Source organism: Pelistega suis (assembly GCF_013133795.1).
GTDB lineage: Bacteria > Pseudomonadota > Gammaproteobacteria > Burkholderiales > Burkholderiaceae_B > Taylorella > Taylorella suis.
On record NZ_JABGBN010000004.1, the window covers coordinates 14,945 to 37,087 of the forward strand.

Sequence of the window (22,143 nt, forward strand, 5' to 3'; positions counted from 1 at the left end):
TAAGCTAATACAATTAATCAAGGACTAAACCACTGGGGTCACTAATTTTCCTTGTTGATAAAACTGTTCAAAATTGGCAATCACTAACTGCGACATCACCAACCGCGTTTCTATCGTCCCACTGCCTAAATGCGGCATAAGCACAGCATTATCCAATTGACGTAAAGCAAGCGGAACAAAAGGTTCATTCTCAAAAACATCTAATCCTGCCCCAGCAATTGTACCTGTCTGCAAAGCTGTGATTAAAGCCTGCTCATCCACAACAGAGCCTCTCGCGATATTGACTAAAAAGCCTTTTGGACCCAATGCGGCTAAAACGTCCGCATTAATCAAATGACGTGTTCCTGCACCACCTACCGTCGCGACAATCAAAACATCAGCCCATCTTGCCAACTCAATTAACGACGCCTCGTATCGGAAGGATACATCATCTCGCTTTCGTCGATTATGGTAAGCAATCTCACAATCAAAACCGCTCAAGCGCTTAGCAATGACCTTACCAATGCTTCCTAAACCAACAATGCCTACTTTCTTAGCACTCAATCCGGGAGTTAAAGGGAAGACCCCTTTCTCCCACTCTCCTGCACGCACAAATTTATCTGCCAGACAAACCTTACGCATGGTTGCCAATAACAATGCCATTGTCGTATCAGCCACCCCGTCATTGAGAACATCAGGGGTATTACTAAAAGAAATCCCTCTAGCCTTTAACGCCTCCACATCTGTGCTGTCATAACCTACGCCAAAATTACACACCACTTCTAATGCTGGCAATAAATCAATCCACTCTTTTTTTAGTCCCAAATAAGCACTAGAAATCACAGCATGGATACTTCCACCCTCTTTCGCTAAAAAACGACTTACTTCATCTGCCTTTTTTATCTGCACCATATCCGTATTTTGCTGTAAATACTCCAACACCAACTCATGCATATTACCAAGGACTAATACACGTTTAGAAGAAAGTAAAGTCATCGCTATTCCTTTTCATTAATAACTAAAATCCATATAGATAATATTTGCTCAAAACACAAAGAATAAGCCGTTTCTATTTTGATACACAAAAGTATCACAAAGTCCTATTTTTGCCTAGCATGACGGATTTTTTACTCATTTTTCAAAAACATAGGTAGAATACAAGGTTATCCTTTCTACCTTTAATTTTATTAAGATGTCTTTAATCGTCCATAAATATGGTGGTACGTCGATGGGTTCTATCGAACGTATCCAAAACGTTGCAAAACGCGTTGCTAAATGGCACGCAGCAGGTCACCAAGTGGTTGTTGTTCCATCAGCCATGTCTGGCGAAACAAACCGACTACTTGGTTTAGCTAAAGAAATTAATGAACTCGCTGACCGTCGTGAACTTGATATGTTAGCCTCTACCGGCGAACAAGCAAGTAGTGCACTATTAGCCATCGCCCTACAAACACTTGGGGTATCCGCTCGTAGTTATACAGGCTGGCAAGTCCCTATTCGTACTGACAAGGCATATACAAAAGCCCGTATCACCTCTATTGACGGAGACCGTATTAAGCGTGACCTAGACTTGGGTAAAGTTGTTGTAGTCACAGGTTTCCAAGGTGTAGATGATGAAGGCAATATCACCACCCTTGGTCGTGGTGGTTCAGATACCTCTGCTGTGGCAATTGCTGCTGCTATCAAAGCGGATGAATGCTTAATCTATACAGACGTCGATGGTGTCTATACAACAGACCCTCGCGTTGAACCAGATGCACGTCGCCTTTCGATGATTTCTTTTGAAGAAATGCTTGAGATGGCATCGCTTGGTTCTAAAGTACTACAAATCCGTTCTGTAGAATTTGCAGGTAAATACAAAGTACCTTTACGCGTACTCTCTTCTCTCACTGACCCAAACATTGATCTCGACGTTGAAAAAAATTCGGGCACTCTAATTACTCTTGAGGAAAATACAAAAATGGAAGCTGCTGTAGTTTCAGGTATCGCATTTAGCCGTGACGAAGCAAAAATTACTGTTCTTGGTGTACCAGACCGTCCAGGCGTTGCATTCAATATTCTTGACCCTATCGCTCAAGCGAATATTGATGTTGATATGATTATCCAAAACCAATCTGTAGATGGCACAACAGACTTCTCTTTTACGGTAGGTCGTGGTGATTTCAAACGCGCTATCGAAGTGATTAATACCGTTGTCGTACCTTCTATTGGTGCTCGTGAAGTGATTGCTGATGAGAAGATTGCTAAAGTATCTATCGTGGGTATCGGTATGCACTCTCATGCGGGTGTAGCAAGTAAGATGTTCCGTACATTGGCTGAAGAAGGCGTAAATATCCAAATGATTAGCACGAGTGAGATTAAGACTTCTGTAGCTATCGAAGATAAATACATGGAACTTGCTGTTCGTGCGCTACATAAGGCATTTGACTTAGATCAAGAGCCAGCACAAGCATAATATTGCTTTTTTGACTCACTTTCTCAAGCTACCCTTAGCAATGCTATCGGTAGCTTCTTTATGAGAATAAAGCGTTAAAACCAAAATTAAAATTTCTCTTGCACTATTAGATAATTTATTGTTATAATTCCATTTCTTAACGGAAACGTGGCCGAGAGGCTGAAGGCACTTCCCTGCTAAGGAAGCATACGGGCTTAAACCTGTATCGAGGGTTCGAATCCCTCCGTTTCCGCCAGTCTTCTCATTTTAAGAGACTTAAGCAACGTAAGCAACCCATATAAATCATTGATTTGTATGGGTTTTTTACTGGATTTCTATTTTTCAAAGGTTGTTTGCGTTGCTTATGTATTCATATAGCTAATGCTTTTTTACGGTATTTTTTTTACGGTATTTTTATAGTTCCTGATTTTTCAAAAAGGAAATACCGTAATTATGCTCACAGTCAAAGAAATCACTACCGCTAAGCCTCGTAGTAAAAGTTACAAACTGACCGATGGCAAGGGTCTCTATCTTTTTATTACTCCTAAGGGGTCAAAACATTGGCGATTAGATTATAGCTTTCATTTAAAACGAAAAACTATTTCTCTAGGAAGCTATCCGATGCTTTCTCTTTCACAGGCTAGACAACAACAAGCTGAAATTAAAGACTTGATTGCTCAAGGTACTTGTCCCTTAGAAAAACGTAAACAAGAAAAATTACTTCAAAAAGCGGAGCAACAGACTTTTGAGGATATAGCTAAGCAATGGTTTAAACACGCCAAAAGATTCAAAGTGCCGAAGCACTTAAGGAATTATTGCGTGATGATGCTTATCTACAGACGGTATTATGAATGAAGAGTTCATAAATGGATAAGATTAGCGAACAAGTCGCGAAGCGGTTTAGATGTAGCCATTATTTTAAAAGATCCTTCGCAGAATAATAAATCAACTATACGAAGTTTAGCGAGATTAGGCTATAACTTATTTGCTCGAAGATGATGTATTAGTATCACCAGCTATTTTTACTTTAGAAGAGTGGCTTAATCCATCCACTAAACAAAAGCAAATTTTCTTTCAGAATATTAGGCGAGAAGGACATTCTATATGGCAGCACTAATGTCAAATAAAGAGGTGGAACTGAAAAAAGCCACTCAATTGAATTTTATTATTCTCGGTTAAAATGCAGGACGACTTATACAATTGGTTATACAGTGGGCTTTGGTAAGTGTTTTTATTGGGATACAATAAGAATACTGATTAAAGCGGAGGATATCATATGAAACCCTCAGAACTTTTAAAAATTCATAGGCATGAAATTTTACTTCGGTTTGCTAAACGAAAAAAACTAAGCAATTTGAGAGTATTTGGATCAGTCGCTCGTGGAGAAGATACTGAAAATAGTGATATTGATTTTTTAGTCTCTACTTCCCCCGGAACAACCTTATTGGATATAGGGGGGTTATGTGCAGACCTTGAAGATTTTTTCGGGGAAAATTTTGATCTTATCGAGGAAAATGCGCTGCCAGCAAAGTTTAGAGAGGCTGTTTTAAAGGAGGCTGTTCCATTATGAGTGCCGATTTAAGGATTGATGACTATATAAAACATATAGAAGACTATGCTACTGAAGCTTTTTAGAAATTGCATCAGATATTCCTTGGAAAGATATAGCAGGAATGCGACATAGGTTAGTTCATGGCTATAGCGAGGTAGATGTTATTGTAGTTTGGGATACTGTGCAAGAATTTGTACCTAAACTTATTGAGGCTATGCCTTACGTGTATAAGGCTGTAAATGAATTCAAAGATAAAAATATCAATCGTGATGATGCAAATCCAGAAATGGTAATGTAATTCCTACTATTGAAACCAACCGCCGTTAAGGCAGTTTTTTATCTCACTTCTGCAATACTCCACTTATAAAAAAACATATAACCCTTTTCTATCTTATTTGCAATACTTTTCAAGTACAAAAATGCCGTGCCTTAATAAGGCACGGCATTTTTTATTTTAACAATTCAAGACAGTATGACTACTTCCAAATCTCTGAATCCACTCCACGTTGGCTGAGCGATGGATGATTCTGCACTTTAAACACAGGATCCTGACCTGCTTTTAACTGTGCTTGGTAATCTTTTAAGACTAACCATACAATAGGTGACAATAATACAATCACCACCAAGTTGATTAATGCCATCGATGCCATCACCGTATCCGCAAATGCCCAGACAATCCCACCATCACGCACTGCACCAAAGTATACGAAGAATAACACGACCAGACGGAATACCAACACAACGACAGGATGATTACGGATATAACGAATATTATTTTCTGCGTAGGCATAGTTACCAATGATGGACGTGTAGCAGAACAATAACAACATAAAGGCTAAAAAATGAATACCAAACTCACCTACATGGAATTGCAGCGCCTTTTGTGTGAGCGAAACGCTTTTTAATGTCTCGCTACCATAATCATTCGATAACAATACGACTACAGCAGTACATGTACACACGATGATTGTATCCACAAATACACCTAGCATCTGGATAAGACCTTGGCTAGCAGGGTGCTTCGCATCTGATGTCGCTGCCGAGTTAGGTGCGGAACCCATACCCGCTTCATTTGAAAACAAGCCTCGTTTGATACCCATCAACATCGCTTGTGAGAATAATGAGCCAAAGATACCACCCGCCATTGCCGAGAAATCAAAGGCACTACTCACAATCGCAGATAATACAGCAGGCACTTTTTCAATATTCATCCCTAAAATAATCACGGCCATCAATAAGTAGAATAACGCCATCAGTGGTACCACTTTGGCGGAAATCTGACCAATACGCTTCACACCACCAAAGATAATCCCCGCCGTAATCACGACAAGAATAATACCCACGTACTCGGCATCCCACCCCCATGCATTACGTGTCGCCTCAACAATAGAGTTTGACTGCACCGCATTAAAAGCAAAACCGAATGAGAAAATTAAGGTCATTGCAAAAATCACACCTAACCATGGTGCACGCAAGCCTTTGGAAATATAGTACGCAGGACCACCACGAAACACGCCTGTTTTATCATCACGTGTTTTATAAACTTGTGCTAATGTAGACTCAGCAAATGCACTACTCATACCGATAAGTGCCGTAATCCACATCCAGAACACAGCACCTGGACCACCTAGTGCAATCGCCGTTGCCACGCCACCAATATTACCCACTCCAACACGACTGGCAAGACCTGTCGTGAATGCTTGGAATGGTGTCAGTGAGTCACCACTTGATGCACGTCCTGACCACATCTCTCGAAAACTACGAGGCAATAATCGCAACTGAACAAAACCTGTAGTAATCGTAAAAAATAATCCCACCAACAGTAAAACGATGACCGTTGCGTCCCATAAAGGACCATCAAATGTCTTTACCAACCATTGCAAAAGATTTTCAAAACCAATAATAATGCTATCCATAGCAGCACCTACTTAATTAAAACGAGGCCTATTGTACTCTCCATTAATACTTAGAATTAACTTATAACCTTTTTTATGTGTAAATATTTATAAGATTTACGCTAAAATAAACACACTTACAACACAAAATAAACATAATTTCACCACACTAAGCTCAAATTAAACCAAGCTAAGTTGAACTAACGATTGATGGTAACTGAATCATGATTAGTGCTGAAGACTTTATCGCCCAAAATACACCCCGCTCTGCACTAGAGCCATTTCATCATGAGATTGCTAAATTACGTGCTGCAAAAATGTCTTACCAAAAGATTCAAGCCTTTTTAAAATTAAATGGCATTGATACTCACGTAAATAATGTCCGTGGTTATTGCCAACGTCATATCGAAAACCAAGACACAAAAACCTCTACAACAAGCCAAGCCACCCGTTCAAAAACATCACCTGCGAAGAAGACCAGCAAAGTAACAAAGACCGCCAAAAAGAAAACAACACCAACCAAAATGGCTCGCAAAAAAACCATCAACAAAGATACGCCAGCACAAAAAATTGGCAAGAAAAAACCCTTAACCAAAAAAGTACCTAAAGTCGTACAAGAGCCTATTGATGATAGACAAATAGATTTGTTTTAGACTTAATCCTCTTTTCCATTCACATCATTTCTATCTAACCACAAAGTAACAAAATATAACAAAATCGATATCTTACTTTTGTAAATTTTTTATATTTAAAATATATCCCATATTATTAAGTAGTTATACCAATAGACTGATTTTCTCCATTCCCCTAAATTTAAATATTATGTTACAAAAATACCTATATCAACAATCATTGGAGGAAATGAGAAAATGAAAAACCTAAACCTAGCCCTATTAACTGCTGGTTTATTATCTACTCTGCCCGTCATGGCACAACAACAAAATACGCTCATCTACTGTTCAGAAGGTAGCCCCACCAGTTTTGATGCCGCTCAATCGACAACAGGTACTACATTTGATGCTGCTGCTCACCCCATCTACAATACCCTCATCCAAGTTAAACGCGGTACGACAGAGATTGAGCCGGGTCTAGCAGCCTCATGGGAGGTGAGTGACGATGGATTGATTTATACATTCCATCTCCGCAAAGGGGTTAAGTTTCATACGACCAATTATTTCAAACCGACTCGCGACTTTAATGCTGACGACGTCATCTACACCTTCGACCGTCTATCCAATGCCGAACACCCCTTTAATAAGGCCTATCCCGCAGAATTTCCTTATTACAAAGAAATGAGTTTGGATAAAACCATTAAAACTATCGAAAAACTAGATGATTACACCATCAAAATGGTGCTTAACAATATTGATGCATCATTCTTACAAACCATTGCCATGCCCATTGGTGGCATCTACTCTGCTGAATATCTAGAACATTTACTAAAAACAGGCAAAGCCGCCAATATTGCACATGAGCCACTAGGGACAGGTCCTTTTATTTTTCAACGCTATCAAAAAGACGCCTCAATTCGCTATAAGGCCAATAAAAATTATTGGGACAAAGAGAATATGCCTTTAGTGGATAACCTACTCTTCTCTATCAATACAGATCCTGCGGTTCGTGCTCAAAAATTACAAGCTGGTGAATGCCATCTTATGGCTTACCCGCTTCCTGCGGATATTCCTAATCTTAAGAAAAACGATAAGTTAAAAATCATCTCGGCACCCGGTTTTAATGTTGGTTTCCTCTATTACAACACCGAGAAAGAGCCTACCAATAATGCAGCTGTTCGTCGTGCATTGGATATGGCCATCAATCGAAGCAGCTTAATTCCTGCGGTTTATGGAGAGCAAGGACAAGCTGCAATCAACCCTATGCCACCAACTCAATGGTCTTATAACAAAGATATCAAAGCCACGGAATACAATATTGAACAAGCCAAAGCCCTACTTACAGAAGCTGGCTACCCCAACGGCTTTACGATTGACTTATGGTCCCTACCTGTCCAACGTCCCTATAATCCAAACGGTCGACTCATGGCTGAACTTCTTCAATCTGATTGGGCAAAAATAGGCGTCAAAGCCAATATTGTGACCTATGAATGGGGAGAATATTTAAAACGCTCATCCAAAGGTGAACACCAAGTGAGCATGGTTGGTTGGACGGGTGACAATGGAGACCCAGACAACTGGTTAGGCAATCTTTTTGGATGTGCTGCTGTCAATGGTTCAAATCACTCTCGTTTTTGCTATAAACCTTTCCAAAAACTCTTAGATGAAGCAAAGCGCTCTGCTGACCATGAACATCGCATCAAGCTTTATGAACAAGCACAAGTCATTTTCCATGAACAAAAACCTGCTTCACCTATAGGAACCTCTATTGTCAATGTGCCTATGGCAAAAAATGTCGAAGGCTATAAAGTCAGCCCTTATGGTTCCATGCAATTTAAAGGAGTCAGCCTAAAATAATGTATTAAAAATACAACAAAAAGTCGTGATTATGGGGTAATAGATAAAATTTTCTTGCCAATTAAATTAAATTACCCCATAATTATTTTCTTAACGCGCCCGTAGCTCAGTTGGATTAGAGTACTTGGCTACGAACCAAGGGGTCGTGGGTTCAAATCCTGCCGGGCGCGCCAATATTCATAATGTATCTCCTTTATATGATGTTTTATGCGCCCGTAGCTCAGTTGGATTAGAGTACTTGGCTACGAACCAAGGGGTCGTGGGTTCAAATCCTGCCGGGCGCGCCAAATTAAACGGACTTGAGTTATTTAATTCAAGTCCGTTTTGCTTTTCAGCCCATACTCTCATCACTATCCCTCACCTAGTAAGAGTACCAATTTCTTTCTCTTTCCCTCAGTCGTATAATCACAAGCAATAAAAATAAAACATTATTCGTATTATTCTCTCAAAGGAGTTCTTTTTATGACCCAACTGAGTTATGTTTATGGGGCATCTGATAAACCATTGCTTGGCGAAACTTTAGGTCAAAATTTTGATAAAGCATGTGAACTATTTGGCGAGCAACTCGCCCTCGTCTCTCGCCATCAAAATATCCGCTTAAGCTACTCTGCATTAAAAAAACAAGTCGATACTGTGGCATGTAGCTTATTACGCTTAGGATTTCAACCTGGGGATCGTTTAGGTCTATGGGCAACCAACTGCGCCGAATGGACAATTATTCAATATGCCTGCGCTAAAGCGGGTATTATCCTTGTTAATATGAATCCATCGTATCGTCGTACAGAGTTAGAATACTCTCTCAATAAAGTAGGTTGCTCAGGTTTAGTCATCATTTCTCAATTTAAAGACAGTAACTATGTCCAGATGGTTTACGATGTCGTCCCTGAGCTAAAAACAGCCCCCATTGGTGAGCTTAAAGCTGAAAATGCACCGACACTACGTTATGTGATTAAGCTCGACGAAGAAAAAACCGATGGTATGCTCAACTACTCCGCTCTTTTACAAGAGCCAAGTTCTGCAGAACTTGAGAATTTAGCTCGCATTGGAGCGCATTTACAATTTGATGATCCTATTAATATCCAGTTTACCTCTGGCACAACGGGTAACCCAAAAGGGACTATGCTGACCCACCACAATATCCTGAATAATGGATATTTTATTGCTGAGACGATTAAGCTCACTCCCCAAGATGCTGTTTCTATTGCCGTTCCTCTTTTCCACTGCTTTGGGATGGTTATTGGCAATATTGCCTGCGTCACTCATGGCTCTACGATGGTTTATCATGACCAAGTGTTTAATCCCCTCGAAAACCTCAAAGCCATCGAAGAAGAAAAATGTACGGCTGCCTATGGTGTCCCTACGATGTTTATTAATATGCTTGATCACCCTGAGTTTAATAAGTTTGACCTCAGCTCGCTACGTACAGGTGTGATGGCAGGTACCATTTGCCCAATGGAGGTCATGAAAAAAGTTATCGATAAAATGCATATGTCTGAAGTGACAATTTGCTACGGAATGACAGAAACCTCTCCAGTAAGCATGCAAAGTCATGTCGATGACCCCTTAGAAAAGCGTGTCAGCACCGTAGGTCGCATTCACCCGCATGTTGAAGTCAAAATTATCGACAATGACGGACGCGTTGTCCCTCGTGGCACACCAGGTGAACTCTGCACACGTGGTTACTCTGTTATGCGCGGTTATTGGAATGATCCAGCAAAAACAGCAGAAGCCATTGATGAATCAGGCTGGATGCATACGGGCGACCTCGCCACAATGGACGAAGAAGGTTACTGCTCAATTGTGGGACGTATCAAAGACCTTGTTATTCGTGGTGGCGAAAACCTTTTCCCTCGCGAAATTGAAGACTTCCTCTATACTCACCCTGAGATTTTAGAAGCACAAGTGGTTGGTGTACCAGACGAAAAATATGGTGAAGAGTTGTGTGCTTGGATTAAACCCAAAGAAGGCAGTAGCCTCACCGAAGAAGATATTCGTCAATTCTGCGATGGACAAATCTCTCGTCAAAAAATTCCTCGCTACATCCGCTTAGTTGATGAATTCCCAATGACTGCTTCTGGTAAAATTCAAAAATTCAAAATCCGCGAAATAATGGCGGAAGAGTTAGCCCAGTAGTACATAGGAATCATATGACACCCACCGCTCCCCTTTTTGGCATTCACCTTAGACTTATCGGTATGGCCGTACTTTGGGGAGCGTCATGGCCTTGGGGACGTATGGTGGCACAAAATATGCCACCCATCACAGGATCCGCTATTCGCTTTATGATTGCCAGTATTGCCTTACTTATCTGGCTATATAGCAGCGACCGCTTTAACGCAGCTCGCACACTGACACCAAAACAATGGTCTGGTTTAGTGGCCACAGGGGCAACAGGCATTTTTACTTATGCCGTTTGTTTTTTAATCGCTCTACAGTGGATTCCCTCAGGTAAAGCTTCAGCCGTTATTGCGCTCAATCCTGCGGTGACACTCATTCTTGCCGCTATTTTATTTAAAGAAAAACTAAATTCCACCATTATCATCGGCATTCTCATGGCGATTTTTGGTTCACTCTATGCTATTTCTCAAGGTAATCCGCTACATTTCTTATCTGGCTCTGTAGGTCTTGGTGAATACCTATTACTCGGTTGTGTTCTTTCTTGGGTGGCCTATACCTTAATCGGTCGCAAATTACTCGGTGGTATTGATGCACTCACCGCAACGACCTTTTCTACCGTCTTCGGAACGATTTTCTTATGCATCACATCATTTATTGTTGAGGGTTCTAGCGCTTGGGTGACCGCCTATCATTCCTCATGGCATGTTTATGGTGCTTTAGTCGGTATGGCACTAGGCGCGACCGTGCTAGGCTATTACTGGTTCTTTATCGGTGTCAAAGCACTCGGCGCTGGCAATGCTGCAGCCTATGTTGCACTCGTCCCCGTTTTTGGGATTAGTATCTCAGCTATTTTCTTAGGTGAACCACTACATAGCTCCCTACTTATCGGTGCACCCTTGGCGATTGCGGGCATGATAGTTATGCACAAAGGACAAAGGTAAAGCTATATATCACAACAGCGCCTTAGCTAATCTGTACTCTCCCCTTACTCACCACAATCACCTGTCCCTCATGGGGGAGTCTGACCTCTCGATCAAAGCCGAGTTGATGCACTTCACGCAATTGCTTTAACCAGTCTTGCAAACGCCGCTCAGTCGGCATTTGCAAACCCAATAAAGCCAACCAATACCGCAATACATTACTCTGCCGATAAGACGGTAAGGTGCGCCATGCTTTAAGACAAAAACTACGCTGATCATCGCTGGGCAATAAGCGCTTAAAATCTAGCTCTGCCATATCGTCCACAATAGCTTGAGCCTCTTCCATTAAACGTGCATGTCGAGCCAAGTTTTGTTTCCAGCTTGGCCAATACTGATTTAATGCTGGACTTAGTTCTACTCGTACTGCCCCACGTTTATAACTTGTATCCAAATTACTTTCATCTTGGACAGCATACCAGCCTATCTCTTTAAACACACTTTCTGCCAGAGACAAGATAAAAGATCGCTCACACATTAACCAAGGGCGATGAAATAGCATTCCATCCTTTTCAATCGCCGACTGCATTCCTCGCATCCCTCGTACACCACTACCACGTAATAAGCGCAATAACAGTGTCTCAGCTTGATCATCTAAATGATGGGCGAGTAAAAAATGCTTAATTTGATGCGCTTTTGCGTAATGAATAAATGCCGCATAACGAGCTTGACGAGCCGCCCCCTCAATACCCAGACCACTCGCTCTATCCACCTCGACAAAAATAGGACTAAAATCAAGCGCTAAATACTGGGCCAAACGCTGTGCTTGTCTCACCCATTCATCTGCCCGAGACATTAAGCCATGATGAATATGCACCAACCGCAAATCTATCGCGTATTGTGTAGCCAGTGTTGAAGCACAGATAGCCAACATGGCCGAATCCGCCCCCGCACTAAACCCAATCGCTACCGTCTGCCCACGCAAGTCCTTAAACAAATCAGCCAGCGGTTTTAATAAACGGCTGGCTTGAAATGTATCACGTAAAAATGGTTTAGTCTTTTTCAACGACACGACCATAGGTCATTAAACGCTCTAAACGGCGATCAATCAGTTGTTGTGCAGATAAGCCCTCTACTTGGCGTAAAGCATCGCTTAATGAGCGTTTTAATGCTTTGCTCATTGCAGATGGGTCACGATGTGCACCACCTACTGGCTCTGGAACTACTTTATCCACAAGACCAAACTCTACTAAGCGTGGGGCTGTAATCGCTAACGCTTCAGCAGCTAAAGACGCCTTATCCGCACTACGCCATAAAATTGAGGCACAACCTTCTGGAGAAATCACGGCATAGGTTGAGTATTGCAACATCTGTACTACATCACCTACGGCAATCGCTAATGCACCGCCTGAACCACCTTCACCGATAATCGTAGAGATGATGGGCACTTTTAACTCTGCCATGGCATATAAATTATGACCAATCGCTTCTGACTGACCACGCTCTTCTGCACCAATACCTGGATACGCACCCGGTGTATCCACAAAAGTAAATACTGGCAAATTAAACTTTTCCGCTAAACGCATGAGGCGTAATGCCTTACGATAACCTTCTGGTTTTGGCATACCGAAGTTACGTTTTGCACGCTCCTTAGTATCTCGACCTTTTTGGTGACCAATCACCATGCACGCCTCACCATTAAAACGTGCTAAACCACCTACGATAGATTGGTCATCCGCATACATACGATCACCATGGAGTTCATGGAAATCCGTAAAAATATCATTCACATAATCCATTGTATAGGGACGCTGTGGATGACGAGCAACCAAAGCGGTTTGCCATGGCGTGAGTTTCTCATAGATGTTTTTAGTCTGGGTTTCTGCTTTTTGCTGAAGACGACCAATTTCTTCGGAAATGTCCACAGCAGACTCAGTAGAAACATTGCGCAATTGTTCAATTTTTTGTTCTAATTCTTCAATTGGCTTTTCAAACTCTAAATATGTTTTTTTCATAATGGCTGTCACCTAAATTCTTTATCTACAGTCTATTCGACCTAGTTCGTGCGTTATTATAACCTATACACGACGCCATTGGGTAATACCACCCGGCTTATCCTCTAACTCAACTCCCGCTTCTTTTAGGGATTGTCGAATCGCATCAGCTCTAGCAAAGTCTTTATCTTTCTTCGCCTGTACTCGTTGTTCAATGAGCGCATTAATTTGTGCCTCATCCATTTGCTCGGTCTGGCTGGCTGCATGACGCGTATAACGTGTTGCCGAGCGCAAATATTGTGCTGGGTCTTGTTGCAATAAGCCCAACACACCACCTAAGGCTCGCAACTGACCAGCTAAAGCTTTAGACTTTTCACGATTAGCTGCGGTATTTAAATCAAATAAGACCGATACCGCCAATGAAGAATTAAAATCATCATCCATCGCTTGTGCAAATTCGGCGGCATAGCAACTTTCCCAATCCACCTCAACCTCGTCATAACCTACATTATGCAAAGTCTGATAGAGTCGATCGACAGCAGCTTGTGCATCAAATAAATTATCTGGCGTAAAATTCTGCGCGCTACGATAATGATTACGCACAATAAAGAAACGCAACATCTCGGCTTCTCGCACATTAAAGACATATTCAGCAGAGTCGTTTGCCGATTCATCAGCACCAATAGTCTGACGAATAGTACGGAAATTACCCAAAGACTTTGACATTTTGTCATTATCGACCATCAATGGACCACAATGCATCCAGGTATTAGCGAGTGTGCCACCATAAGCGCCCTCTGTCTGCGCAATTTCATTTTCATGGTGAGGGAATTTCAAATCCGGACCACCACCATGAATGTCCAAGGGCAATCCTAATAAGGCCTTACTCATCGCAGAGCATTCAATATGCCAGCCCGGACGCCCCCAGCCATATGGAGAATCCCATTTAGAATCCTCTGGCTCTTCTGCTTTTGCTGATTTCCATAACACAAAGTCTAACGGATCACGCTTGCTATCCGATACCGCAATACGCTCTCCTGCACGTAAATCATCTAATGAACGACCTGATAATTTGCCATACCCTTCAAAACCTCGTACAGCAAAGTTCACATCACCGTCATCTCCTTGATAAGCCAAACCATTTTTTTCTAAATCCTGAATGATTTGTAACATACCCGGTACATGTTGAGTCGCACGTGGCTCATGCGTCGGCGCTTGCACTCCTAAAGCCTTTTCATCTGCGTGCATCGCATCGGTATAAAAACTCGTCACTTGACTTAATGACTGCCCCGTGGCGACTGCTTTTTTAATGATTTTATCGTCAATATCCGTCACGTTACGCACATAATTCACTTCGTACCCTTTAACACGCAACCAACGTTGCACGACATCAAAACTCACCAACATACGTGCATGTCCTAAATGACAGAAATCATAGACTGTCATACCACACACATACATACGAACTTTTTTATCTTCTACCGTTTTTAATGGTTCTTTTTGACGTGATAAAGAGTTATAAATCAACATGATAATAAATTCTCAACGATGGATTTTTTAGGCGTAACCACAAAATTTTACGCAAACAATAGGATAGTTTGCATATCCTTTACGCAAACTAAGGCTAAAATATAAAGGATTAAGTATAACAATCCACTCAATTTACTGCATGAAAATTAAGTGGTTAATTTAAAGATTTAAAGAATTGGAGTTCTAGTGAATCGACTCGCCTTTATTCTAGGTATGAGCTTGCTGCTTACCCCTACCATGGTGACAGCGCAATTTGTGCCGCTCTCAGAATTACCGACTGTCCCTGATGCTATTCCTGGTGAGAGCGGTCAGGGAGAGATTCGTCCCATTGACAACACTCAATATGTCACAGGTTTTGAACCGCCTCCCGAGGGTGGTTCAGAAACCGTTGCCAATATTCTAAAAAAGCTAGAGCCTAGTGTTGATACGCGGATTCCTGAAACAGCAGCCCAAGCTGCTCTACGGATTAACCGTCTTATCGAACAAGGTCATTTCGATAGTGCCTTACGTGAAATTACCAAACTCAAAACCAAGGCAGACAAACTATCTAGTCCAGGGACAGATGTGCAACTGCTCTTTTTAGAAGCACGTGCTTATGCCGCTAAAGGCGAAGCGACAAAAGCGCTTTCTATTTATCGAGAGATGACGTTTAACTACCCAGAGCTTGCAGAGCCTTGGAATAATATGGCCGTTATTCAAATGAAGGTTGGCTCGCTAGATGAGGCACTCACATCGTTGCAAACCTCCTTAACTATCCGTCCTAACTATGCTATTGCAAATCAGAACATTGGCCTCATCTATACGCTTCTAGCTAAGCAGTCTTTTGATAAAGCTGCAAGCCAAGGAGCAAAAGGGGCTCGTGCCAATGCACAGCAACTTCAACAATTTTTAAATGGAAAATAGTCCATGCATTTTATTAAACATTGCTTAAACAGTTTAGTGCTAGCTAGTGTCTTTATGATGCCTGTTACACAAACTGCACAAGCCCAAACAAAGGAAACTACTATGTCTAACCCACGCGTTAAATTAGAAACCAACAAAGGCGTTATCGTTTTAGAACTTAATGCTGAAAAAGCACCAAAAACAACAGCCAACTTCCTTACTTACGTTAAAGAAGGTTTCTATAACGGCGTGATTTTCCACCGCGTTATTAAACGTTTTATGATTCAAGGTGGTGGTTTTGAACCTGGCATGAAACAAAAAGAAACTCATGCACCGATCGAAAACGAAGCCAACAACGGCTTAACCAACGACAAATACACGATTGCAATGGCTCGTACAAGCGACCCACACTCTGCAAGTGCACAGTTCTTTATCAACTCAAACAACAATGACTTCTTAAACCACACAGCACCTACACCACAAGGTTGGGGTTATGCGGTATTCGGTAAAGTTGTCGAAGGCACAGAAGTCGTAGACGCTATCGAAGGTGTACGCACAGGTTCTCGTGGTTTCCATGGTGATGTGCCTGTTGAAGACGTTATCATCGAAAAAGCCTCTGTTGTAGAATAATACGCTTAATTCTAGTGGCTAACCTTACATCCATTACCTTGTCAGGACCACTGTATGTGGCTTCAGATGTCCATCTGGGGCCACATATCCCTCATACCAATCAAACCTTCTTCCAATTTCTCCAACAAGCCAGTCAAGAAGCCAAGGCCTTAATTTTAGCAGGCGATATTTTTAATGTATGGTTTGGAGACGATTTAGCATTTACGCACCCAGAACCTTGGTTACAACAAGCCCTAATAGCACTTGCTGACTGCGCTCAAAAAATTCCTATTTACTTTATCCATGGCAACCGTGATTTTTTAGTCGGTGCTGATTTATGCCAACGCTTAGGCATTCATTTACTACCAGAACAAGTCCTTTTAAAAACTGATGCTGGTGTCATTTTTATGAGCCATGGTGATGAGTTATGTACCCATGATAAGGGCTATATGCGGTTACGCAAGATTTTACGCTGTCCTGCTATACAAGGGGTTTTCTTAAATCTACCATTAACATGGCGACAAGGTATTGCTAATTTCTTACGCCAACGCAGTAAGACTGCCCAACGTCAACAAAATGCCAACTATCACCGTGATTACGATATTGATAGCAAAACACTTGATAAAATTATCCAGCAATACCCTGAGATTGATTACGTCGTGCATGGGCATACTCATAAAGAAGCCATACATTACCTTATCAGCACCATTAATAACAAAAAACGCCTACGCTATGTTTTAAGTGATTGGGATATGGATAACGCTACCCCTCGAGCAGCTTACCTAAATATTCATCCATCGGGTTTAACCTTACATTCCCTCGTTAAACCCCCTCAATAATAAATTACCCTCCATAAGTATTTCACCTATGAAGGGTAATTTGATATACATCAAGAGAAAAGCGGAGGCTATACCAAGTTATACACCCACGCTGCTACAATCAAGCCAAAGATAATCCGATACCAAGCAAATGGACGATACGAGTAACGCGATACAAAGGCCAATAAAGCACGTACTACCACGAGCGAACTCAAGAATGCCATCACAAAGCCAATCGCCACCGCTAATAAATTACTCTGCGTCAGCTGACCACCATATTTATACAGACTAAGAACAGTTGCCGCAATCATCGTTGGCATCGCCAAAAAGAAAGAGAACTCTGTGGCTGTCTTGCGATGAATCCCAGCAAACATACCTGCAATAATCGTCGCCCCCGAACGTGATGTCCCTGGAATCATCGCTAAACATTGCGCAAAGCCTACCGTCAATGCTTGACCGATAGAGATATCTTCAATCTTTGTTGTTTGACCACTATTCTCGATATCATTTGCTGTCGAATGCTTTGACATACCCGGACGACTCTCCACCCACAGCATAATCAAACCACCCAGTACAAGCGTGATGGCATAAACAATAAACTGACCGTCAAGTAACTGTTTAATGTACTTAATCAATATAAGACCAATAATCGCTGCTGGTAAAAATGCCAATAGCAAATTACGCACAAACAATAAATCGGCACGTTCTCGTTTTAATGTCCCCACACATAATTGCGCTAGACGCTGACGATAAATCCACATTACCGCCAAAATGGAGCCTAATTGGATAACAATCTCATATACTTTGTCTTGACCTGCATCAAAACCAATCCAATCACCTAAAATGAGTAAATGAGCCGTGCTTGAAATCGGCAGAAACTCGGTAATACCTTCAATAATACCGAGAAATGCCGCTTTTAATAAGAATACAACGTCTTGCATAATGAGTCGCCTAACTCTTCGCTTTATTTAGCGATGGCATTAACTAAATGTGGGAAAAGCTTAGGTGCACCAGCTAATACATTACCACTACGCATCCAGCCCTGCTCACCGTCAAAATCACCGATAAGACCACCCGCCTCTAGCACCAATAAGCTACCAGCCGCCACATCCCACGCTTGGAGATTAGCACCACAGAAACCATCTAAACGACCACTTGCCACATAAGCCAGCTCAAGTACAGTCGAGCCTAAGCGACGATAACCATTGCTTTGTTCTACTAAATTATGGAAACGATAACCTTCTTTCTCTGGTGCGCCTAAAGGAAAACGACCCGCAATTAAAGACTCTTCGATACGTGTACGTGTACTCACCCGAATACGACGATCATTTAAGAAAGCACCCACGCCACGTGAGGCTGTAAAGATTTCATTACGATTAGGGTCATATACAAGTCCATGCATCACTTTACCTTGATGAACGACAGCGATAGAAATCGCATAGTCAGGTAAGCCATGAATAAAATTTTTAGTGCCGTCTAGTGGATCAATAATCCATTGATATTCTGGCTCAGCACGAGTACCTTTAGTAAAACCTGTTTCCTCACCCAAAATAGCATGGTCTGGATACGCTTCACGAATCGTCTCAATAATCGCATTTTCTGATGCACGATCAATATCGGTCACAAAATCATGAGGACCTTTACGAGCAACTTGGACTTTTTCTAGCTCTAAGCTAGCACGGTTGATAATACTACCCGCACGACGGGCCGCCTTAATGGCAATCGTTAAAAACTGATGCATTTGTCTACTTGTATATAAAATTGTAAAAAGAACAACATACCCTTAGTTTGCTAACGCAAAATTTCTAAAAGTACTTCACAGCCTACTATTTTAATTGACTATGTCCTTATATACTAGTGAAATTATATTTTTTAATAATTTTTAAGGGCTAGCTTATGCATTCTTTATTTGAACGTACACGTTTTATCATGGTCGGAACTAGCCACCCGGGCAATGTTGGCTCTGCTGCACGTGCGATTAAAACAATGGGATTTGCAGAACTCGTCTTGGCGGCTCCTCAAAAAGAGAATCTCACCACCCACCCTGAAGCAATTGCATTAGCAAGCGGTGCAGTCGATATTCTAGAAAAAGCCATTATCACCGAGAGTCTAGAACAGGCTCTCGCTCCCATTACCTTATCCTTTGCACTCACCGCTCGTGAACGTGATATGGGACCACCCGTGGTGGATATTCGTCAGGCTGCTCACGAAGCGAGCCATCATCTTTGCCTAGGTCATGACACACGCACAGCGATTATCCTTGGCCCCGAAAGGATTGGTTTAGACAATAACCAGATTAGCCTATGCCACCGTATCTGTCATATTCCAGCTAATCCCGCCTATAGCTCACTCAATGTCGCACAAGCCCTACAACTAGCTGCATGGGAATTACGTTATGCCTATCAACTGATACAACCAGCACAGATACAAGAGACACCGACTCACTATGCACCTCAAGAAAAAGTCGAAGCCCTTATTCAACACTGGGAACAAGCCTTAATTCATATTGATTTTCTCAATCCAGCCCACCCCAAAAAACTCATGCCTCGTATGCGCCATTGGTTTAACCGTAGTCAATTAACACAAGAAGAAACCGATATGATGCGTGGTGTATGCACCCAAATACTTAAAAAATAATCCCATAAAAAAGGGACTAACTTGTCATGCTAGTCCCTCTTAATGTGAAATTGGACGCCCCAAATCCGTCAATCATACTGCCTCATCTTGCTGATTAAAAAACTTATACCAAAAGCGATCAGCGCAGGAATCAGCCACCCCATGCCTACCGTATAAAATGGCAAATACGTATTTAAGAAGTGTTCTAAGGTCGATGGCAGACCAAAAGCCGTTTTCCAACCATCTAAAATTCCCATCACGAGTGTTACCCCCATGGTCAGCACATAGACGATTCGTTGACTAGCAAACATCTTATCTAAAAAGGCTAAGAAAATAATTACTACCGTCAGAGGATATAACAACATCAACACAGGGACAGACAAGCTGACAATACCACTTAAACCACGATTCGCTAACACACAAGAAATTATCGTAAATAAAATGGCGAATTGACGATAAGAAACTCGAGGAAACACGCGACTAAAATACTCGGCACAAGCCACAATAAGACCAACCGCCGTACTTAAGCAGGCCAGCAATACAATCACCAGCAAGAGAACATTACCCGCAGTACCCCAATAAAAAGCCGCGACCCCCGCTAGGACACCCGCACCATTTTCTTGCAAACCAATTTGTTGTACGCTACTCGCCCCCATGTAGGTAACCATCGCATACACAATCGCCAAGCATAACGACGCTAAAATCCCTGCTCCTAACGTCATCTTCATCAAAGATTTGACCTGAGTCACCCCCGCTTGCTGCAAACTACTGATAACAATAATGGCAAAAACTAGCGACGCCAAAGCATCCATCGTCTGATAGCCGTCCAAGAACCCCTTAATAAAAGGATGTGATAGATACTCACCCTGTGCTACTTGCAATGCTCCCATCGGCTTCACTACGGCAGCTACTGTCAACACAGCGATACTGATTAGTAAAGCTGGTGTCAATAATTTACCAATACGGTCAAGCAACTTACTCGGCGACATCGCTAACCAATACGTCACGCCAAAAAATACCACGGAGAAAATAGCTAATGCCCACTCTTTAGAGATAGTCTCACTTAAAAAAGGCACCACCCCCATTTCAAAAGATACAGTTGCTGTGCGCGGTGTAGCAAACAATGGACCGATTGCTAAATACAAAGCAATTGCAAAACATAGCCCAAAACTTGGGGATACACGAGCCGCCAACGCCTCTACATCGTTTGCGCCCGAATAGGCCATCGCTGCAATACCTAACAATGGCAAGCCCGCCCCCGTCATGACAAACCCTAAAATCGTCCACCACATATGCTCACCCGATAGCTGACCGATATGTGCTGGAAATACCAAGTTACCTGCCCCAAAAAACAGTGCAAAGAGCATTAAGCCTGTAGCGACAAATAAAGCGTTTGAGTTTTTGATTGCCATTTTTTATCCTATGAGGTTGATTATTCGTGGTCTTCTGTTACCACCTTACTAATACGTGCAGGCACAGGTAATTGGAACGCATGCTCTTCTAAGCGCTGACGGATTCGTTTCATCAATGCCGCATGTACATTCCAATACACATTAGATGCCGTCCATAAGCGAATCGTAATCACCACTACCGACTCACGATACTCACTCACATAGATACTGGCTTTAGGTTCGAGATCAATATTTTCTTGTTGTGCAACGACTTCCTCTAGAATCTCAATTGCCTTATCTAAGTCATCACCATAACTCACCGGCACAAGAATATCCATACGACGTGTCTTATTACGACTAAAGTTAATAATCGTACTGCTCCATACCGAACTATTAGGAACAGTCACTTGAATCCCGTCATTTTGTATAATGCGCGTTAAAAATAGACCAATTTCGGATACTGTTCCTGAAATGCCACCGCTCGAAATCGTTACACTTTCACCCGCACGAATCGGACGTAAGGCAATCAACATAATCCCTGCAGCAATATTTTGTAATGTCCCTTGCAAGGCAAGACCAATCGCTAACCCCGCTGCACCTAATGCCGCAATAAGAGAAGTCGTTTTAATCCCAAACTGCGTTAATACAACGAGAATAACCAAAATACGAATTGCCCAAACAACAATACCCTCAATCATAGGAACTGCCGTATAGTCCAAGGCGTTTGAGCGATGAGCAATTTTACGAATAGACTTACCAATAAATTTTGAAATAAGCCATCCCACGATAAAAACAGCTAAAGCAGAAAGAAAATTAATTACAAAATCACCGATGAGAGGATAATACTTTTCCCATAATACTTGCCAATTCATATGACTTCCTATTACCTAAATAAAAGATTATTGTAACCTGATTGTTCCTCACCATACTCATCACTCAA

At 41.9% G+C, this 22,143-nt stretch carries 21 protein-coding genes and 3 tRNA genes; 15 read left to right on the top strand and 9 right to left on the bottom strand.

The window, feature by feature from the left end; translation table 11 throughout:
* Window positions 1–24 precede the first annotated feature (24 nt).
* Window positions 25–975, bottom strand: coding sequence for a 2-hydroxyacid dehydrogenase (locus HKX39_RS06250; RefSeq protein ID WP_171680475.1), 951 nt, complete (start codon window positions 973–975; stop codon window positions 25–27).
* A 196-nt stretch (window positions 976–1,171) separates the two neighbouring features.
* Here HKX39_RS06250 and HKX39_RS06255 point away from each other — a divergent pair, with 196 nt between their 5' ends.
* The 5 genes from HKX39_RS06255 to HKX39_RS06275 all read left to right on the top strand — a co-directional run bounded on the left by HKX39_RS06255 (window position 1,172) and on the right by HKX39_RS06275 (window position 4,263).
* Window positions 1,172–2,434, top strand: a complete 1,263-nt coding sequence (locus tag HKX39_RS06255) for an aspartate kinase (protein ID WP_171680476.1) — start codon at window positions 1,172–1,174, stop codon at window positions 2,432–2,434.
* Between the two features lie 141 nt (window positions 2,435–2,575).
* Window positions 2,576–2,669: transfer RNA gene (locus HKX39_RS06260), tRNA-Ser, on the top strand.
* A gap of 197 nt (window positions 2,670–2,866) precedes the next feature.
* Window positions 2,867–3,268, top strand: coding sequence for an Arm DNA-binding domain-containing protein (locus tag HKX39_RS06265; RefSeq protein WP_171680477.1), 402 nt, complete (start codon window positions 2,867–2,869; stop codon window positions 3,266–3,268).
* Between the two features lie 421 nt (window positions 3,269–3,689).
* Window positions 3,690–3,983: a nucleotidyltransferase family protein gene (locus HKX39_RS06270; RefSeq protein ID WP_171680478.1), complete on the top strand. Its 294-nt coding sequence runs from the start codon at window positions 3,690–3,692 to the stop codon at window positions 3,981–3,983.
* 67 nt (window positions 3,984–4,050) lie between these two features.
* Entirely contained in the window at window positions 4,051–4,263 is a 213-nt protein-coding gene (locus HKX39_RS06275; protein ID WP_343043426.1) for a HepT-like ribonuclease domain-containing protein, read from the top strand.
* A 178-nt stretch (window positions 4,264–4,441) separates the two neighbouring features.
* Here the strand turns inward: HKX39_RS06275 and HKX39_RS06280 are convergent, their stop codons facing one another.
* Window positions 4,442–5,881 carry an alanine/glycine:cation symporter family protein gene (locus HKX39_RS06280; protein WP_171680480.1) on the bottom strand — a complete coding sequence of 480 codons (1,440 nt, stop codon included), beginning with the start codon at window positions 5,879–5,881 and terminating at the stop codon, window positions 4,442–4,444.
* A gap of 203 nt (window positions 5,882–6,084) precedes the next feature.
* Between HKX39_RS06280 and HKX39_RS06285 the strand changes: the two genes are divergently transcribed.
* The 6 genes from HKX39_RS06285 (at window position 6,085) to HKX39_RS06310 (ending at window position 11,387) form a co-directional block, all read left to right on the top strand.
* A complete protein-coding gene (locus HKX39_RS06285; protein WP_171680481.1) occupies window positions 6,085–6,513 on the top strand; it encodes a hypothetical protein in 429 nt (142 codons plus the stop codon).
* Between the two features lie 216 nt (window positions 6,514–6,729).
* Window positions 6,730–8,328, top strand: coding sequence for an ABC transporter substrate-binding protein (locus HKX39_RS06290; protein ID WP_171680482.1), 1,599 nt, complete (start codon window positions 6,730–6,732; stop codon window positions 8,326–8,328).
* A gap of 95 nt (window positions 8,329–8,423) precedes the next feature.
* Window positions 8,424–8,501 (top strand) — tRNA-Arg (locus HKX39_RS06295).
* Between the two features lie 36 nt (window positions 8,502–8,537).
* Window positions 8,538–8,615, top strand: a tRNA-Arg gene (locus HKX39_RS06300).
* A 175-nt stretch (window positions 8,616–8,790) separates the two neighbouring features.
* On the top strand, window positions 8,791–10,461 hold the full coding sequence (locus tag HKX39_RS06305; protein WP_171680483.1) for an AMP-binding protein: 1,671 nt from the start codon (window positions 8,791–8,793) through the stop codon (window positions 10,459–10,461).
* A gap of 14 nt (window positions 10,462–10,475) precedes the next feature.
* Complete coding sequence (locus HKX39_RS06310; protein WP_171680484.1) at window positions 10,476–11,387, top strand: DMT family transporter; 912 nt, start codon at window positions 10,476–10,478, stop codon at window positions 11,385–11,387.
* A 22-nt stretch (window positions 11,388–11,409) separates the two neighbouring features.
* On the opposite strand, the gene tilS is transcribed toward HKX39_RS06310, so the two are convergent.
* The 3 genes from tilS to cysS all read right to left on the bottom strand — a co-directional run bounded on the left by tilS (window position 11,410) and on the right by cysS (window position 14,890).
* The gene (gene tilS, locus HKX39_RS06315) at window positions 11,410–12,435 is read right to left on the bottom strand and encodes a tRNA lysidine(34) synthetase TilS (RefSeq protein ID WP_425500271.1); all 1,026 of its coding nucleotides are present in this window, start codon (window positions 12,433–12,435) and stop codon (window positions 11,410–11,412) included.
* The gene (locus tag HKX39_RS06320; RefSeq protein ID WP_171680486.1) at window positions 12,416–13,378 is read right to left on the bottom strand and encodes an acetyl-CoA carboxylase carboxyltransferase subunit alpha; all 963 of its coding nucleotides are present in this window, start codon (window positions 13,376–13,378) and stop codon (window positions 12,416–12,418) included. The genes tilS and HKX39_RS06320 overlap by 20 nt, the downstream gene beginning before the upstream one ends.
* 63 nt (window positions 13,379–13,441) lie before the next feature.
* On the bottom strand, window positions 13,442–14,890 hold the full coding sequence (gene cysS / locus HKX39_RS06325; protein WP_171680587.1) for a cysteine--tRNA ligase: 1,449 nt from the start codon (window positions 14,888–14,890) through the stop codon (window positions 13,442–13,444).
* A 183-nt stretch (window positions 14,891–15,073) separates the two neighbouring features.
* Between cysS and HKX39_RS06330 the strand changes: the two genes are divergently transcribed.
* The 3 genes from HKX39_RS06330 to HKX39_RS06340 all read left to right on the top strand — a co-directional run bounded on the left by HKX39_RS06330 (window position 15,074) and on the right by HKX39_RS06340 (window position 17,217).
* On the top strand, window positions 15,074–15,790 hold the full coding sequence (locus tag HKX39_RS06330) for a tetratricopeptide repeat protein (RefSeq protein ID WP_343043422.1): 717 nt from the start codon (window positions 15,074–15,076) through the stop codon (window positions 15,788–15,790).
* A gap of 102 nt (window positions 15,791–15,892) precedes the next feature.
* Window positions 15,893–16,399, top strand: coding sequence for a peptidylprolyl isomerase (locus HKX39_RS06335; protein WP_306441979.1), 507 nt, complete (start codon window positions 15,893–15,895; stop codon window positions 16,397–16,399).
* Window positions 16,400–16,413: 14 nt separating this feature from the next.
* Complete coding sequence (locus tag HKX39_RS06340) at window positions 16,414–17,217, top strand: UDP-2,3-diacylglucosamine diphosphatase (RefSeq protein ID WP_171680488.1); 804 nt, start codon at window positions 16,414–16,416, stop codon at window positions 17,215–17,217.
* Between the two features lie 68 nt (window positions 17,218–17,285).
* Here the strand turns inward: HKX39_RS06340 and HKX39_RS06345 are convergent, their stop codons facing one another.
* Together HKX39_RS06345 and HKX39_RS06350 are read right to left on the bottom strand one after the other, a co-directional pair.
* The gene (locus HKX39_RS06345) at window positions 17,286–18,137 is read right to left on the bottom strand and encodes an undecaprenyl-diphosphate phosphatase (protein WP_171680489.1); all 852 of its coding nucleotides are present in this window, start codon (window positions 18,135–18,137) and stop codon (window positions 17,286–17,288) included.
* A 23-nt stretch (window positions 18,138–18,160) separates the two neighbouring features.
* Window positions 18,161–18,937: an inositol monophosphatase family protein gene (locus HKX39_RS06350; protein ID WP_171680490.1), complete on the bottom strand. Its 777-nt coding sequence runs from the start codon at window positions 18,935–18,937 to the stop codon at window positions 18,161–18,163.
* 155 nt (window positions 18,938–19,092) lie between these two features.
* Between HKX39_RS06350 and HKX39_RS06355 the strand changes: the two genes are divergently transcribed.
* Window positions 19,093–19,833 (top strand): RNA methyltransferase, encoded by a 741-nt coding sequence (locus HKX39_RS06355; RefSeq protein ID WP_171680491.1) that lies wholly within the window; start codon window positions 19,093–19,095, stop codon window positions 19,831–19,833.
* 68 nt (window positions 19,834–19,901) lie between these two features.
* Here HKX39_RS06355 and brnQ read toward each other — a convergent pair whose 3' ends face one another.
* Both brnQ and HKX39_RS06365 read right to left on the bottom strand, forming a co-directional pair.
* On the bottom strand, window positions 19,902–21,224 hold the full coding sequence (gene brnQ, locus HKX39_RS06360) for a branched-chain amino acid transport system II carrier protein (RefSeq protein WP_171680492.1): 1,323 nt from the start codon (window positions 21,222–21,224) through the stop codon (window positions 19,902–19,904).
* A gap of 20 nt (window positions 21,225–21,244) precedes the next feature.
* Window positions 21,245–22,075: a mechanosensitive ion channel family protein gene (locus HKX39_RS06365; RefSeq protein WP_171680493.1), complete on the bottom strand. Its 831-nt coding sequence runs from the start codon at window positions 22,073–22,075 to the stop codon at window positions 21,245–21,247.
* Window positions 22,076–22,143 lie beyond the last annotated feature (68 nt).

Bases quoted from the DNA above. Each gene is read 5' to 3' on its own strand.
- HKX39_RS06250 (WP_171680475.1), bottom strand. From the start codon at position 975: ATGACTTTACTTTCTTCTAAACGTGTATTAGTCCTTGGTAATATGCAT.
- HKX39_RS06255 (WP_171680476.1), top strand. From the start codon at position 1,172: ATGTCTTTAATCGTCCATAAATATGGTGGTACGTCGATGGGTTCTATC.
- HKX39_RS06265 (WP_171680477.1), top strand. From the start codon at position 2,867: ATGCTCACAGTCAAAGAAATCACTACCGCTAAGCCTCGTAGTAAAAGT.
- HKX39_RS06270 (WP_171680478.1), top strand. From the start codon at position 3,690: ATGAAACCCTCAGAACTTTTAAAAATTCATAGGCATGAAATTTTACTT.
- HKX39_RS06280 (WP_171680480.1), bottom strand. From the start codon at position 5,881: ATGGATAGCATTATTATTGGTTTTGAAAATCTTTTGCAATGGTTGGTA.
- HKX39_RS06285 (WP_171680481.1), top strand. From the start codon at position 6,085: ATGATTAGTGCTGAAGACTTTATCGCCCAAAATACACCCCGCTCTGCA.
- HKX39_RS06290 (WP_171680482.1), top strand. From the start codon at position 6,730: ATGAAAAACCTAAACCTAGCCCTATTAACTGCTGGTTTATTATCTACT.
- HKX39_RS06305 (WP_171680483.1), top strand. From the start codon at position 8,791: ATGACCCAACTGAGTTATGTTTATGGGGCATCTGATAAACCATTGCTT.
- HKX39_RS06310 (WP_171680484.1), top strand. From the start codon at position 10,476: ATGACACCCACCGCTCCCCTTTTTGGCATTCACCTTAGACTTATCGGT.
- HKX39_RS06320 (WP_171680486.1), bottom strand. From the start codon at position 13,378: ATGAAAAAAACATATTTAGAGTTTGAAAAGCCAATTGAAGAATTAGAA.
- HKX39_RS06335 (WP_306441979.1), top strand. From the start codon at position 15,893: ATGTCTAACCCACGCGTTAAATTAGAAACCAACAAAGGCGTTATCGTT.
- HKX39_RS06345 (WP_171680489.1), bottom strand. From the start codon at position 18,137: ATGCAAGACGTTGTATTCTTATTAAAAGCGGCATTTCTCGGTATTATT.
- HKX39_RS06350 (WP_171680490.1), bottom strand. From the start codon at position 18,937: ATGCATCAGTTTTTAACGATTGCCATTAAGGCGGCCCGTCGTGCGGGT.
- HKX39_RS06355 (WP_171680491.1), top strand. From the start codon at position 19,093: ATGCATTCTTTATTTGAACGTACACGTTTTATCATGGTCGGAACTAGC.
- brnQ (WP_171680492.1), bottom strand. From the start codon at position 21,224: ATGGCAATCAAAAACTCAAACGCTTTATTTGTCGCTACAGGCTTAATG.
- HKX39_RS06365 (WP_171680493.1), bottom strand. From the start codon at position 22,075: ATGAATTGGCAAGTATTATGGGAAAAGTATTATCCTCTCATCGGTGAT.